Below are 13766 nucleotides of genomic sequence, written 5' to 3'. Positions count from 1 at the left end.
TTGGATGAATTCCTCCTTTTTATCCCTTGATTCCCGTTAATGTAATGCCCTCAACAAAATATTTGTTGCCGATCAAGAAAAATACTAGACAAGGAGCTGTAACGACGAGCGCCAGTGCCATGACCTGTTCATAGTTCGGAATGCGCATCCCGTTCACAATATACAAGCCCATAGGCAGCGTATAATCTGCTTCAGTCTTCAAATAAATCATGGTATAGAAAAATTCATTCCAACAGTTGATAAAGCTGAACAACGCCACAACAATCATTGCGGGACGTATAAGCGGCAGCATGATACGGGAGTAGATACGGAAGTAACCCGCACCGTCAATCTTTGCAGCTTCACTGAGTTCTAGCGGAATCGTCATGAAAAATTGCCGGAGCAAAAAGACAAAATACGCGTTGCCGCCTGCACAGAAAAAGGCCGGAATAATAAGAGCAGGTTTGCCAGCTAGTCCCAGCGAAGTGTACAGGGAATATTGTGGCAGCAGGGTTACGGCACTAGGCAGCATCATCGTACTGATGACCAGCACGAACCACATCCCGCGCAGCGGAAAGTTCAGCTTAGCAAAGGCATACCCGGCAAAGCTTGTCGTCAGCACCGTCCCAATCACATAAGGAACTACAATCGAAACTGAATTCCAGAGCTGCCGCAGGAACTGAATACGTTCCAATCCAAGCCGAAAATTATCGACATTTAGTGACTCGGGGAAAAACACAGGCGGCCGCGCCAGTATTTCTGTGTGGCTCACGAAGGCACCTCGCAGCAGCCAATAGAGCGGAAAAGCAAACACCACTGCGAGCAGACAGGAGAACAGAATCAGCCCGGTATTGATGGCTTTAGCTCTTTTCTTTTTTTTCTGGATACTTGTATAATTCATAATTGCGGTTGCCGCCATTATCTCACCTTCTTTCTTTTGCCCATCGAATCGTCCCTTTTAAATGCGCCCTGGAAGTAGAACAGCACACCAGTAATGGCCATAGTGATTAGGAAGACGACCCATGCCTCAGCAGACGCCAAACCGCGCATCCCTACCTGAACAAATGAATGGTCATAGATCATAACGTTGATAAAATAAGTCATCCGATCGGGTGCACCATTTCTGGACAACACCACACTTTGCGTATAAATCTGGATAGAGGTCATCATGCACATAATCAATTGGAAAAAGAGGACAGGCTTGATCGTCGGATAGGTTACTTTGAGGAACTTGTGCCAAGCATTTCCCCCGTCCATCTCGATGGCTTCCAGCAATTCTCCCGGAACATCCTGCAGCGTAGCGATGAACACAACAATCGTCCCACCACAGGTCCACAAGCTCATGATAAACAATGTCTCAAAAATACGGATGGGATCAGTCAGGAAATCAACAGGGGCTATTCCTATCTGCAATAAAATCCAGTTAAGTAGTCCACCCTTGGCTTGGTTCTGTAGAAGCATCTGCCACACAATCGTTGTCGCCAGCATCGGAACTACAGACGGCAGAAAGAATATAGCCCGCATCAAGTTTCTGCCGATAAATTTACGGTTCAATAAGAGTGCAACAATCAGACAAAAGGTGATTACAAGCGCCACGTTAATGAAGGCATAAATCAAGGTCACCGTTATGGATTTCTTGAATTCGGAGCTGGTATTGGTGAATATGTACCGGAAATTATCCAGCCCAATCCATTCCATAACTTGGCTTCCGCTCATAATCGTTATTTTATGAAAGCTGTAAAACAAACTGGCCAACATCGGATAAAGCGTCAATACCAAAAATCCAATAATGGCCGGTGCTGCAAACAAATATCCAGCCACCGCCTCTTTGGTGACACCTTTGGCATGCTTTTTAACATAGACCGCAGCCGTTTCGGTTTTGCTCTCTGGGTTCATAAGCAATAGCCCTCTTTTCAAATATAAGCTCTAATTAGGAAACCTTGCCGCTCTCGAACAACTGCTTGATCGCTGGCATGATCGCGTCATAGACTTCTTTAACACTTTTCTTACCTGCCAATGCCTGATCAATAGATTTCTCATATTCAGTATTCATCTTGAGGTAGGCAGGAACGTAATATGCAGGCCATTGTGCGATAGAATCTTTCGTTGTCGAATAACTAAGGATAGTTTCTTTTGCGCTTTCAGGAAGATCGGAGGTCCACTTTTCAACCAAGGTAGGATCGGTATACCAATCTGCCTGGTTTGGCAACCACGCACCACTCTTCAGCAGCTCCAGACTGTTCTCAGGGTTGACCATGTAAGCATAGAATTTCTTGGCTTCCTCAATGTGCTTCGATGTATTGTACACAACAAGCGGAGCACCACAGTTCATCGTTACTGCCTTTTCCATCTTAGGCAGAACCCCAACGCCGATATCTTCATTCCCTTTGATATTAGCTAGATCCCAAGAGCCGCTGATCGCCATGGCATAACCACCACTCAAAGCGTCTACCGCAGAACCAATTCCGGAATTCCAAGTGTAATTGAAAGCGGATGCAACCTTATCTTTGTTAACGAGATCAGCTAGCTTCTGGATGGCATCAACCGTTTTGGGAGAATCCCATTGAAACTCCTTTCCATCCGGGGAAACAATCCCGCCACCGTTGGCATAAGCTGCCCAGAAATGGTGGAACTCCCGTCCCGCTGTCATACCAAGCCCGTAGTTCTCGGTCAGAGCAGCATCAAAGCCTTCATCTGCCGCTGTTTTTCCTTTAGTATCTGTCGTTAGCTTTTTCGCGTTTGTTACGAATGTATCCCAATCCCACGCATTTTCAACTTTGGAGGGTGGATATTCAAGACCTGCTGCATCAAATTTGGACTTGCTATAGTAAAGCAGCTCCAGCTGGTTGGATAGACCGACTCCGATCACTTTTTGCTCAGGTGAATGGATTGTTATCGCTGATAGTTTTTCAGGAATACTTCCGTCCGCTAATAAATCGCTGATATCTTCGATAATTCCCATTTCATTGTACTTTTGGATATCGCCTTCGCCCATATAACTGATATCTGGAAGTTCGCCGGATTCGAGCCGGGTCTGAATAAATGTATCAAAGGAGCCATCCGCTGGAAGCACTTGTGCATTGATTTTTACTCCGGTGTCAGCTGTATATTTTTCTGCTGCCGCTTCTACCAGCTTTTTCTGTACATCATCACCCCAATACAATAATTCCAAGGTTACATCTTTATCAGGCGTAGTTTCTTTGTTGGCTGCTCCAGACCCTTCAGATGCCTTTGGAGCCGCATTGTTGGAATTGCCCGAACAGCCTGCCAGTGCGGAAAAAACCATCATTGATGCTAAAGATAGAACTAGAGTACGTTTTCCAAACTTCATGTTTGTTGCCTCCCTTTTTTCATATCTATTTATTTCAAGCCAAGCATTTAAAGCTTTAGCCTAAAATCATCATGGTTTGTCATTCTTAGCGATTACAGACAAGGGCTGAACATTCCGCCTGCCAGTCTTACGTGAGGCTCTAGCATCCCCTCAGTTGTGCGATATTCGAGCTTGTCCTCAAGCAGCACATATCTTGACGGATATGCAGCGTAACTTGTTACGATCCAGCCCTCCGAGTCTTCTTCAATATAACCGTTAATACAGCGCATCTTTCCGCGTGGATCCCTGTACAAATATGTGGTTGTCCCGAAGCCCATTAGATAGGCCACTAGCTCCTCCCCCATATCCCAATCATCTCCTGTCACACCCGAGAACAGCGAAGCAAACAGGGAATCACTTGCCCCCACAAATACGGATTGCCCAAAACGGTTTCGCGACAATTCTGGCATATTCAGGTTAGGAGCTGCCACACTATATGTAGAAGCTGCCTCTCCAGGCAACAAACGGCGTGGAGTAGAGCGTACATTCCAATCGTAACAATTGAATACTGCCATCGTAGAACGGTAAGCGGCTTCCAAATATTCAGGGTCTCCAAGGAATTCATAGGCAACCCGGGATGCTCCTGCTACCAATCCACCCCAAAGGGAATGAATCATATAAGACAAAGCTTCCCACCAGCGATCCGGATTCTGCACTCTGTAATCATTGCTGAATCCGATATTTGCCAGAATTAGTTGTCCATAACGCTGGGCCTCCTCTTTATTTCCAAGGTGACACAACGTTTCACAGGTAGGGCCAAATCCTGCATTATCGTAAAAATGCTCCGTTATAGCTCCCTCATACTGCTGTATCCCTGTCTCCAGATTTCTACCAAAGCGCTCCCATAAGGTAAGTAGACGTTTATACTCTTCTGAAAGACCGCACTGCTTCAGTGCTTCTAATAAATCAAGAATATAGAGCACAAATATCCCATTTAGACGGCTCTCATCCTTCTCACGCTGGCCACTGTGCCGATCAGGGTCTAGGCGAAGACACATGATTTCGGCAGCCCATTGTAGATATTCTCTAGGAGAATGAATTTTAAGTAATGATCCATCCATTCGTGACAATAGATAAAAGACATGCCCAATATAATCCAGATCATAAATGCGGTAGAATTCTCCGTACAAGGGACGCGGATGATGAAAATCCCCGCCTTCAAACCAATGCTCCTTCACATCCAATACTGCTGCAATCTCGGCCTTAGCTACTTGTTCTGGGACAGCCTTGGCCATGCTATTCTTCATCAGTAGAAAAGCAACCTTACCCAGCGATTCTCCCTGATTCGATAGCGGACGGAAGGCATATGGCCTTTCGACCTCCCCTGTCCCTCCAAAGTTATTATTTACCAACCACTCGGCTCTCTTTTCCAGAATCCAGTCAATCGACTCCAGTACATTCCAGACCAGGATATCGCTCCGTCCATCTTCTAGCACCAGCTCCAGCTTATGTTCTCCCGGCTCCAAACGCTGTAAAGATATAGCATAGCTACTGCCTGACTCCAACCGTACAGCTTCGTTCGTAATATTCTCCTGGCGGATCAGCTCCGTCCCCGGTAAAGTGCTATACAAACGCAGCTCACGTAGAACCTGGCCCTGCGGCAGATCAACAACAGCTTCGAACCTTCCTCCTCGGGTTAATACAGGCGTATAGCTCCAGCGCGGATGTCCATAGGCCATGCCCTGCCTATAGAAATCATCTCGATTCTGACAGGGATGGAATATGTATTCCCAGCTGTAGGTCTCCCCAGCGCCAAGATCCAGCGAACTGTAAGCGCCACCATATATCCAGTCGGCAGCTGCAGATTCGGTCATAGATGATCCGTCCTCCACCAACGATAGCCGATGATACAGCAGACCATCCAAAGAAGGGGAGACCTGCTCAAGAAAACGATTCTTATAACTACAATAAGTACCTACGGTTACTGTTCTGCCCTGAACCCCATAAACACCCAGATGTGGTGCTTTGTTGCTCCGTCGAATAGCAGCGATTTTAGCGAAATCCCCACCAAGATGGGGGAACACTGCACAGGACTGGCTCATATTGCGCTGCACATTTTCATCTCTGTACATGATATACGCGAGCGAAAGCCACACATGAAGTCCATTAATTCTTACAGATTGTGGTGAGCGGTTTGTAGCTTCAATAGTCCATCTTAGTCGCTCATCTTCCAGAGAATATGTAAGTCTGATTGCAATCGGTGCGCCTTCAAAATCCACAATTACACGGTGTTTTCCTTCTGGCGTAATTTTGGGCAACAGATCAGTGCTTTTTATGATATTCCCGTCCAGCTCTATTGTCCATTCTCCGAATAGCTTATCTGTATCCGCATAACCTGCCTCTTTCAAATAAGACGGATCAACTACCCAATTCATTTCACTAGGGTCGCCCTGTAATTTCAGAGACTGAAGTGCTCCGCGGTCGCTTAGCTCCATCGTGAAGTTTTCATTGCCTAGAATCGTCATTGCCTAGCACCTCTTTGATATTTTAAGTTAAACGTTTAGATTTATGAGGAAAAAGGAGCTGTGAAACTTATTTTTGTTTCACAGCATTTTTTAACGTAGCCACGGAATCACGTTCGATCAACCGGCACTCCGGCATGGTCAGTGAATCCATCTTCGTCCCCTTGATTAAATTGAACAAAACCTCAATAGCTTGATAGCCCATCTCATGTAGCGGAAGTCCCATTGTTGTTATACGCGGGCGTAAGTAATCACTGAATTCACGATTATCAAAACCGACAACCGACAGATCATCCGGTATTTTAACCCCTTTTTCCTCTGCCGCCTGCAAAATACCTACAACCATTACATCATTCATGGAAAGAATCGCGGTTGGGGGCTCCGGCAAAGCGAGCAACTCGGAGGTAAGGCGATACCCTGATTCCCTCTCCCAGTCTCCCATCTTAATTAACAGTGGATCGAACGGTAATTGATATTCAGTAACTGCCTTGTAATAACCGTTCAGTCTTAATCTGGAAGGAATAGAATCCATCAAACCACTGATTACTGCAATTCTGCTATGTCCTTGGTTAACCAAGTAGGACATTGCTTGGTAAGCAGCTTGCTCATCGTTATACTGGATAGAGATATCGTCCTGTGTGTAAGAGTAGGTATACACAATCGGCTTACCCTCCGTATCGATTAGACCCGTTAAATCACGGGGATGAACACCGATATAAATAATCCCATCCACTTGATTGCTGAGCAGTTCGGCAACCGCATTAGCGGCATACTTTCGGTAGTCTTCCGTATTCGAGAAGTTACGGCCGATACGCTTGTCTAAACGAAGATTCACCAGTAAAATATGCAAATCGTTTCGATCTCCAAAATCATTAATTCCATCGATAATATCGGGCGTGTTAAATACCGTCACATCTTCTGCAATAACACCTATTGTATTCGTACGGTTGAGTTTGAGACTCTTCGCAATAGCATTCGGCTTATAATTCAACTCCTCAATGGCGGCAACAACTCGTTCCCTTGTATCAGAACGTACATTGCGGGTACCATTAAGCACATAGGAGACTGTAGCAATCGAAACATTAGCCTTTGCGGCTATGTCTTTAATGCTGGTTTTCCTCATTACACCTTCTCCTATCTTATTATGGAACTCTTTCAATCACGTTGTTAAACGTTTAGATTATTTTTACAGTTAGAATATACCACGCGTATTTATTGCTTTGCAACCCTTTTTTTGCTATCCTCAAAAAATCCTCCTGTTCGTCCCCCGTTTCGTTTAGAATTGATTTATCTGTTGAGGAGCAATGGATAAAAATAAGATATAGGAGCTTGAGCTTGCTATGACACCATTTACTGAGAGAGTTATTCATATCATACAGTCTATACCAGAAGGTAAAGTGATGACTTACGGAGGAGTTGCCCGCGCGGCAGGTAGCCCAAGAGGAGCGAGGCAGGTCGTTCGCATCCTTCACTCCATGAGCAAAAAATATAAGCTGCCCTGGCATCGGGTCATTAATGCTAAAGGAATGATCGCACTAACTGAGGATGAGTCTAACTCCCTCCAGAGGCTCTATCTACAGGGAGAGGGAGTTAGTTTTAATGAAAAAGGTGTGGTAGATCTGAAGCAATTCCAGTTTGAGCCGGAGTGTACCGATTAGTACCCTCTGGTAACTCTTCGTCTTTCTCCGGTGCCAAGAGCATTGAGTAGACAATACATCGTCGCGTAAATGACCAGCAGGACAAAGGCAATGAACAAGCTGAAAAATACGGACTGGAGATTCAGGCTATCCAGAACAAGTTGATACAACTGATGCCTGTCCGTCAGGACGTCCCAGCTATTGAGTCTGTAGACTCGGCCAAGCAGTACACCATATCCCCCGAGCATACATGCCGCAAGCACGAATACCCATGACCACAGCAGGTTGCTTTTACGATAAATGACCGTCTGGAACTGATACAATGAGAAGAACCCGGTCAACCATCCACTCCAGGTGAACAATAAAAGAGTGACCAAGTCATACCAGTAGCGATTCTGAATGGCTCCCTCCACGATATATCTACTTTTTCTTACCGTTAAATGCACCAGGTCAGTCATGAGATAAGGCGCGTTTGGAAAGAACAGCAGCCACGCGACACCCAAAGGAAGAAGTAATAAACCGCCTATCTTCCTTTTGTCTAGCTCATAAGCAGCCATGGAGAATAAAAACGGAATCCAAGCTAAGAACAAATTCCAAATTAAAAAACCGTAAAACGAATCCGTCTGAAGTGACACTACACGATATACCCCCAATGTAGCGACAGACAATCCCGCCAAGAGCATAAACACCTTCGGATAATTCAATTCCTTCATGAGCTTATATTCTCCTTATCAATATTGATTACATTAAACTTATACCCAATTGTACAAATTCAGAATTCCGAAGTCCAATTTTAATACAAAAGCCCAGACGCAAGAATAGCGCCCAGGCCGACTTTATTTATTTATTAAGCTCAAGTACCGCTGATTAGTTCAGAGGCAATGCTGGCTTCTTGCGTCCTGTCAGACCTCGTAGTCCACCTGCATCCTCCTGACAGGATAATGCCGTACACTCCCTAAACGCCGCATGACTGCATCCGATACATTTGTTGTGATTAATACTGCTAAGAGCTTCATTGATCGCTTCACCGGTATGGTGATAAAACTGTGCCTCTCCTATTTTATCATATAGCCCGGTTCTCTTAAGTAGCTCAAGCGGCTGCGGCTGAACACCGGAGATCATCAGTTTCCCTCCAACAGCATGTAAATGCCGCACCAGCTCCGCCAGATTGGATTCGCCCGTAGTATCCATGAATGGCACTTTTCCCATCCGCATTAATATAATTTTCGGCTGGTCTGAGCCATAACCGGGCATGGTGTCATCAAATCTATACGCAGCGCCAAAAAACAGCGGCCCTTCCACGGTATAAATCCCAATCTGCGGACAATCATGACTCTCCGTTACCATATGTGCCCCTACCTTGACGGAATTAGGATCAGGCAATACTTTGGATACCAGATGAACCTCTCCCATCCGTTTCACAAACAAAATCACCGCAAGAATTAATCCCACCTCTACGGCCAGCGTTAAATCTGCAAATATCGTCAACAAGAAGGTGATGAATAATACCAAAGAATCACCTGTTTTGATTTTAAGCAAATGAAGAAATTGTTTGCGTTCACTCATATTCCAAGCTACTACCATCAAGATAGGAGCCATCGCTGCCAACGGAATACTAGAAGCATAGGGTGCAAACAACAGAAGAATTAGGAATACCACTACCCCATGAACGATCCCTGAGATCGGAGAAACTGCACCGCTTTTGATATTTGTGGCGGTTCTGGCAATGGCACCTGTAGCTGGAATTCCTCCAAACAATGGAGCTGCAATATTGGCGATTCCCTGACCAATCAGTTCACGGTTGCTGTTATGGCGGCTGCCTGTCATCCCATCAGCTACGACAGCTGACAATAAGGATTCAATAGCACCCAACATCGCGATGATAAAGGCCGGACGAATCAGCAGTGTAATCCGCTCCCAGGTAATGGTCGGAAAACGGAAGCTTGGCAGTGTATTAGGGATATTCCCATAGGCCAAACCAATCGTAGTCACCTTACCGCTAAAAAATAACGCTGCTATGACAGTCGCACAAAGAAGGCCGACCAACGAGCCCGGCACCTTCGGAGCGAAGCGAATCGCTAGGATAACAACGGCCAGACAAATCGCGGCGGTCAGGATACTATATCCATTGATCGTCGATAGATGAAGTCCAATTTCTTTCATGTTATCTACAAAGCTCTCGTGCCGTTCAATATCCCTTAACCCAAGGAAGTTAGCAATCTGTCCGGTGAAGATAATAACCGCTATTCCTGCTGTGAAACCAATCGTGACCGGCTTCGGAATAAATTTAATCAGTACACCCAGCCTTAACAATCCCATGAGGACTAAAATAACCCCCGCCATCATCCCTGCTAACAGCAGGTTCTCATAACCATACTGCATCCCAATGGCGAACAAGATAGGAATAAATGCACCTGTCGGTCCACCAATCTGAAATTTTGATCCCCCGAACAATGAAATACATATGCCGGCAACGATTGTCGTATAAATGCCATATTCCGGCTTTACACCAGAAGCAATAGCAAATGCCATCCCTAAAGGAATGGCAATAACTCCGACGATTGTCCCCGATATCAAATCCTTGCGAAAAGCGTTCATGTTGTAGCCTTTATAACGACCCCGCCCTGTCATGTTCAAACCTTCTTTTCTTTAAATATCTGATTATTTGAATATAAGAAGAACATTACTCTAGGACGCGACTGTTGTCAACGCCAAAATAACGTTAATCTATGCCATTTTCACTCGCGCGCATGCCTTCCAGCAATGAAATGGTATTCACGAGATGGTTATCAAATATTTGTTTGGCCACGACCAGAAGGTCCTTGATCAGAGGATCACGTAAGGCATAAATGACTGTGGTGCCTTCTTTCACACTGGTTACTACATTTTTGGCGCGTAAAACAGCTAGCTGCTGGGATACAGCAGAACCTTCCGAGCCGAGAATAGCCTGCAGTTCATTCACATTCTTCTCACCTTCGCTGAGCAGCTCCAGAATACGAATACGCATCGGATGAGCCAGCGCCTTGAAGAATTCGGTCTTAAATTGCTGAATTTCGGTGTTCATAGCTTTCTACTCCTCTTGCTTAACTTTCTGAATCTAATGTTATCTTTGTATGTTATCTTAGTCCCTGAGAAGCGTCAAATACTGAAGGGATAGATTCGCACATCACGGACCTGCAATTCTACGAACACACCCAGTGCCATAGGTTCACCGAGACACTCGAACATCACTAACCCTTCACCTATTCGTAAGTATCCTGTGCCATCTTCTTCAATATTCTCCAACACGCCCGTAAAAATAACCTTATCCTGCTCGAGCCTGATATTGAACTCACCTGCAGGTACAGGATGGATATCCACCCACCTCATAAGCAGCTCCGAAAGCTCGAATTCCACATCCATTTCTGCCCCTGGATTCACAGGAGCACCACACCAGATTCCCCGGCCCTCCCCAAATTCTGTGAGAAAGAATACCTCGTCCTTTTTCAAACCACTTTTTGTAATTTTGATTTGCATAGCCAATACTCCACCCTAATGATTTATAACGATCATTATATCATGAGAATTAGCCCAATTTATCAAGTATAATTCTGGGTTACCTTATTCAGATAAGTACTAGGGTGTAGCCAAGGATGCTTAAAGAACTCACTTTTACTGGTAATCTTCCGCGAGACACTCAGGTCATAATCGATCATAGACTTTATCTGCTCTGCAAAGGCCTCCCCTTTTACCAGCATTCCCAGCTCAAAATCGTGGCAGGCACTTCTTTCGTTGATATTATATGAACCATGAAAAACGGCTTGTGATCTATGATCATAGGTAATTTTCCAATGGGAAAATCGACCGGTGGCACTGTAGTCATAGAAGGAAACACCGTTAATAAACGGCATATACATATTGCCTCTTACCGCCGCGCGATTTGTAGGATGATCATTGACCTCCAGCGGGTTGCAAATGTTCAAATTACACGAGCATTCCGGACCAAGCAGCCCGAGCCGATCCCAAAAATCCTGATCAATCAAATAAGGATTCACGATGATAGTCTCTTCAGCCGCGTAAGTAATTAAATCCAGATAATATTGTTGAATCAGGTTAACCGGGTTACCTGGAAAGCTTGCTAACAGCGTACATTCTTCCTCACCAAAATGATAATCCACATCAGGATAATAAAAGACCTCATTCACATCAAAATGATCTCCGCCTAGAAGCAGCCAGCGAGAATAGAACATCGCATTCAAAGGCTGCGCTGCAGCGCCGCGAATCCGGAAGCAGCCATCATGCCACTCAGCCTCTTTACTAGGAATCCCCTGTGGATGTCCGTCTATACTCATTGCAGAGGACGCCTGAACTGGGGTCTCATACGTATATTGGTCACCAATATTTACACTGCCTATAATCGAGGTTACCCCATCTATGACCATAAACTTCCGATGATCGATGACATTTAGTCCTGTGACCTCAACATCCTCTTGCACTTTATCCTGCAGAAACAGAATACTTTCCGGCACTCCCTCTTGCTCCAGCGCCTTTCGTTTCACCCGCCATTCCACGGCTGTATAATACGAATTGAAGGTATTCAGCAGCTTGGCGCCTGCATTCTCAAGCCGATCAGCAATCTTGGAGAACTGGCCGTACTCCAGATTATTTCCGTACCCCAATGCCGTCAATGTGTAATTGACCATAACCCTTACCTTAACGCCACGCTTAAGAGCATAAAATAGCTCATCTGCAACCAGATTGCCCGAACGATCATTAAAGAAAAGCATGACAGACAGGTGGATATAATGCTGCGCTTTTCTAATCTCCTCTAATATCATTCCTAGACACTCTGGACCATTCACGTAAGGTGTTACTTGATTATTCCAAGTAGTCTGTGGAGCCAGAACCTTTAGCTTGCCTGAGTCTAGTCTGCCCAATACTTCAGTAAGTTGTTCCAGTAAGCTTGGGCTAAATCCAGGAAGCTGGAATAGCTGCTGACTTGTCGTAATGACTCCGCCAAGCGTCTGACGATAGGCTCTGGCAGCCTCTAGGTCTATCCCCTCAAGCTTACGCTCCACCTCTTCTCCTGCTACACCCATAATACGGCCAAGCGATCCACCGGATAGATAATAATTCAAGAAATCAATCATATTTCTCTGTGTCTTCATATGTAAAGTCCCCCATCGTTTATATTGCATGCCTTTGAATCAAGGTAAGGATAGATACCCTAGATCTCCTTTTTATAAACGGGGTGTAATGCAAAACAGGGATGCCCCACAGCCTTTATGGCTATGGATCATCCCTGTTTAGGTTTAAACAGAATTCCTAAGAATGGAGACAGCTTATTTTACCTGTTCTGCGCTAAATACTTTAACATCTAGAGGAGCAGCCAAGAATTCGCCAGCTTTAGCTGAGAAAGCAGTGAAATGAGCGCTCGTATTGTGGCTGGATACTGCTTCAGCATCACGCCATTGCTCAATCATGATAAATGAGTTGGCTTCTCCAGCATTCTCATATAGCTCATAAGAAAGGTTACCCTCTTCAGCATGAGTAGCAGCCAGTAATGCTTTAGACTCCGTCAAAAACTGTTCACGACGCTCTGGATTAACTTTAAGTACAGCATGAATAATGATCATTGTATATTCCTCCTAAGATTAGTGTTTATGGTAGCGCGTTGGCTTACTAACTTTATAATTATTTCCACTCAGCAACTTTATCGATAGGCAGACGAACAGATGGGTAACCTGCATCAACAGCTTTACCAATGGAGAGTAGCATTACAGGAACATAACGATCTTTTTCCATACCAAACGCTGCAGCGATTTGGTCTTTTTCAAATCCACCAATTGGGTTTGTATCGTAACCATGTGCACGAGCAACCAGCATCAGCTGCATAGCAACAAGTGCGCCATCGATAAGCACGGTGTCTCTGTTAATTTCCCGTGGCAGGTTAGCGAAATGAGCGGATAATCTGGTTAATTGATTTTCTTTTACTTCAGCAGGCATAAGTCCACGTTCAACAGCAGTACCGTAAATTTCTTCAGCATAATCGAAGTTGTTCAGATCACCAAAGATGGCAATCATAGCTGCAGAAGTCTCTACTTGTACGTTATTAAAACGAGCGAGAGGCGCTAAAGTAGCTTTAGCTTCGTCACTTTCAATGACCAGAAAACGCCAAGGCTGCATGTTCACTGAAGATGGAGCAAGTGTAGCTTCGGTAAGGATCTGTGTCATTTCTTCTTTGCTGATTTTAACGGATGGATCATATTTGCGGATAGAGCGGCGTCCTGTAATAATTTCTTGAAAATCATTTGTTTGTGTAGCGTTCATATGTGTAAT

Annotated in this window: 13 protein-coding genes; 1 reads left to right on the top strand and 12 read right to left on the bottom strand. The window is 45.0% G+C overall.

All coding sequences use genetic code 11. The features are described 5' to 3' along the window. Positions 1–19: 19 nt before the first annotated feature. The 5 genes from MHH86_RS02760 to MHH86_RS02740 form a co-directional block, all read right to left on the bottom strand. Positions 20–898 carry a carbohydrate ABC transporter permease gene (locus tag MHH86_RS02760; protein ID WP_081382617.1) on the bottom strand — a complete coding sequence of 293 codons (879 nt, stop codon included), beginning with the start codon at positions 896–898 and terminating at the stop codon, positions 20–22. Next, entirely contained in the window at positions 898–1875 is a 978-nt protein-coding gene (locus tag MHH86_RS02755) for a sugar ABC transporter permease (protein WP_081384363.1), read from the bottom strand. Before MHH86_RS02755 ends, MHH86_RS02760 begins: the two co-directional genes overlap by 1 nt. 34 nt (positions 1876–1909) lie before the next feature. Continuing rightward, on the bottom strand, positions 1910–3310 hold the full coding sequence (locus MHH86_RS02750) for an extracellular solute-binding protein (RefSeq protein WP_076101376.1): 1401 nt from the start codon (positions 3308–3310) through the stop codon (positions 1910–1912). Positions 3311–3402: 92 nt separating this feature from the next. Further along, complete coding sequence (locus tag MHH86_RS02745) at positions 3403–5814, bottom strand: hypothetical protein (protein ID WP_076316505.1); 2412 nt, start codon at positions 5812–5814, stop codon at positions 3403–3405. A 67-nt stretch (positions 5815–5881) separates the two neighbouring features. Then, positions 5882–6934 carry a LacI family DNA-binding transcriptional regulator gene (locus tag MHH86_RS02740; protein WP_036676749.1) on the bottom strand — a complete coding sequence of 351 codons (1053 nt, stop codon included), beginning with the start codon at positions 6932–6934 and terminating at the stop codon, positions 5882–5884. Between the two features lie 217 nt (positions 6935–7151). On the opposite strand from MHH86_RS02740, the gene MHH86_RS02735 reads away from it, so the two are divergent. Next, positions 7152–7469: an MGMT family protein gene (locus tag MHH86_RS02735; RefSeq protein ID WP_036676747.1), complete on the top strand. Its 318-nt coding sequence runs from the start codon at positions 7152–7154 to the stop codon at positions 7467–7469. Here the strand turns inward: MHH86_RS02735 and MHH86_RS02730 are convergent. The 7 genes from MHH86_RS02730 to MHH86_RS02700 form a co-directional block, all read right to left on the bottom strand. Beyond that, entirely contained in the window at positions 7466–8161 is a 696-nt protein-coding gene (locus tag MHH86_RS02730) for a DUF1361 domain-containing protein (RefSeq protein ID WP_036676745.1), read from the bottom strand. The two genes, MHH86_RS02735 and MHH86_RS02730, sit on opposite strands and share 4 nt — an antisense overlap. A 154-nt stretch (positions 8162–8315) precedes the next feature. Then, on the bottom strand, positions 8316–10079 hold the full coding sequence (locus tag MHH86_RS02725; RefSeq protein ID WP_076185164.1) for a SulP family inorganic anion transporter: 1764 nt from the start codon (positions 10077–10079) through the stop codon (positions 8316–8318). A 91-nt stretch (positions 10080–10170) separates the two neighbouring features. Further along, a complete protein-coding gene (locus tag MHH86_RS02720) occupies positions 10171–10512 on the bottom strand; it encodes a metalloregulator ArsR/SmtB family transcription factor (RefSeq protein WP_076316506.1) in 342 nt (113 codons plus the stop codon). Between the two features lie 74 nt (positions 10513–10586). Further along, complete coding sequence (locus tag MHH86_RS02715; RefSeq protein WP_036676739.1) at positions 10587–10964, bottom strand: hypothetical protein; 378 nt, start codon at positions 10962–10964, stop codon at positions 10587–10589. Between the two features lie 62 nt (positions 10965–11026). Beyond that, a complete protein-coding gene (locus tag MHH86_RS02710; protein ID WP_076316507.1) occupies positions 11027–12595 on the bottom strand; it encodes a phosphatidylserine/phosphatidylglycerophosphate/cardiolipin synthase family protein in 1569 nt (522 codons plus the stop codon). A 174-nt stretch (positions 12596–12769) separates the two neighbouring features. Continuing rightward, positions 12770–13063 carry a putative quinol monooxygenase gene (locus MHH86_RS02705; RefSeq protein ID WP_036676736.1) on the bottom strand — a complete coding sequence of 98 codons (294 nt, stop codon included), beginning with the start codon at positions 13061–13063 and terminating at the stop codon, positions 12770–12772. Positions 13064–13121: 58 nt separating this feature from the next. Next, complete coding sequence (locus tag MHH86_RS02700) at positions 13122–13757, bottom strand: nitroreductase family protein (RefSeq protein WP_036676734.1); 636 nt, start codon at positions 13755–13757, stop codon at positions 13122–13124. Between the last annotated feature and the right edge of the window lie 9 nt (positions 13758–13766).

It is taken from the genome of Paenibacillus sp. FSL F4-0097 (assembly GCF_038593125.1).
Classification (GTDB): domain Bacteria; phylum Bacillota; class Bacilli; order Paenibacillales; family Paenibacillaceae; genus Paenibacillus_AQ; species Paenibacillus_AQ odorifer.
This window is presented reverse-complemented; position numbering and strand designations above follow the sequence as displayed.

Excerpts from the sequence above, each read along its gene's own strand:
- MHH86_RS02760 (WP_081382617.1), bottom strand. The coding sequence starts at position 898 with ATGGCGGCAACCGCAATTATGAATTATACAAGTATCCAGAAAAAAAAG.
- MHH86_RS02755 (WP_081384363.1), bottom strand. The coding sequence starts at position 1,875 with ATGAACCCAGAGAGCAAAACCGAAACGGCTGCGGTCTATGTTAAAAAG.
- MHH86_RS02750 (WP_076101376.1), bottom strand. The coding sequence starts at position 3,310 with ATGAAGTTTGGAAAACGTACTCTAGTTCTATCTTTAGCATCAATGATG.
- MHH86_RS02745 (WP_076316505.1), bottom strand. The coding sequence starts at position 5,814 with ATGACGATTCTAGGCAATGAAAACTTCACGATGGAGCTAAGCGACCGC.
- MHH86_RS02740 (WP_036676749.1), bottom strand. The coding sequence starts at position 6,934 with ATGAGGAAAACCAGCATTAAAGACATAGCCGCAAAGGCTAATGTTTCG.
- MHH86_RS02735 (WP_036676747.1), top strand. The coding sequence starts at position 7,152 with ATGACACCATTTACTGAGAGAGTTATTCATATCATACAGTCTATACCA.
- MHH86_RS02730 (WP_036676745.1), bottom strand. The coding sequence starts at position 8,161 with ATGAAGGAATTGAATTATCCGAAGGTGTTTATGCTCTTGGCGGGATTG.
- MHH86_RS02725 (WP_076185164.1), bottom strand. The coding sequence starts at position 10,079 with ATGACAGGGCGGGGTCGTTATAAAGGCTACAACATGAACGCTTTTCGC.
- MHH86_RS02720 (WP_076316506.1), bottom strand. The coding sequence starts at position 10,512 with ATGAACACCGAAATTCAGCAATTTAAGACCGAATTCTTCAAGGCGCTG.
- MHH86_RS02715 (WP_036676739.1), bottom strand. The coding sequence starts at position 10,964 with ATGCAAATCAAAATTACAAAAAGTGGTTTGAAAAAGGACGAGGTATTC.
- MHH86_RS02710 (WP_076316507.1), bottom strand. The coding sequence starts at position 12,595 with ATGAAGACACAGAGAAATATGATTGATTTCTTGAATTATTATCTATCC.
- MHH86_RS02705 (WP_036676736.1), bottom strand. The coding sequence starts at position 13,063 with ATGATCATTATTCATGCTGTACTTAAAGTTAATCCAGAGCGTCGTGAA.
- MHH86_RS02700 (WP_036676734.1), bottom strand. The coding sequence starts at position 13,757 with ATGAACGCTACACAAACAAATGATTTTCAAGAAATTATTACAGGACGC.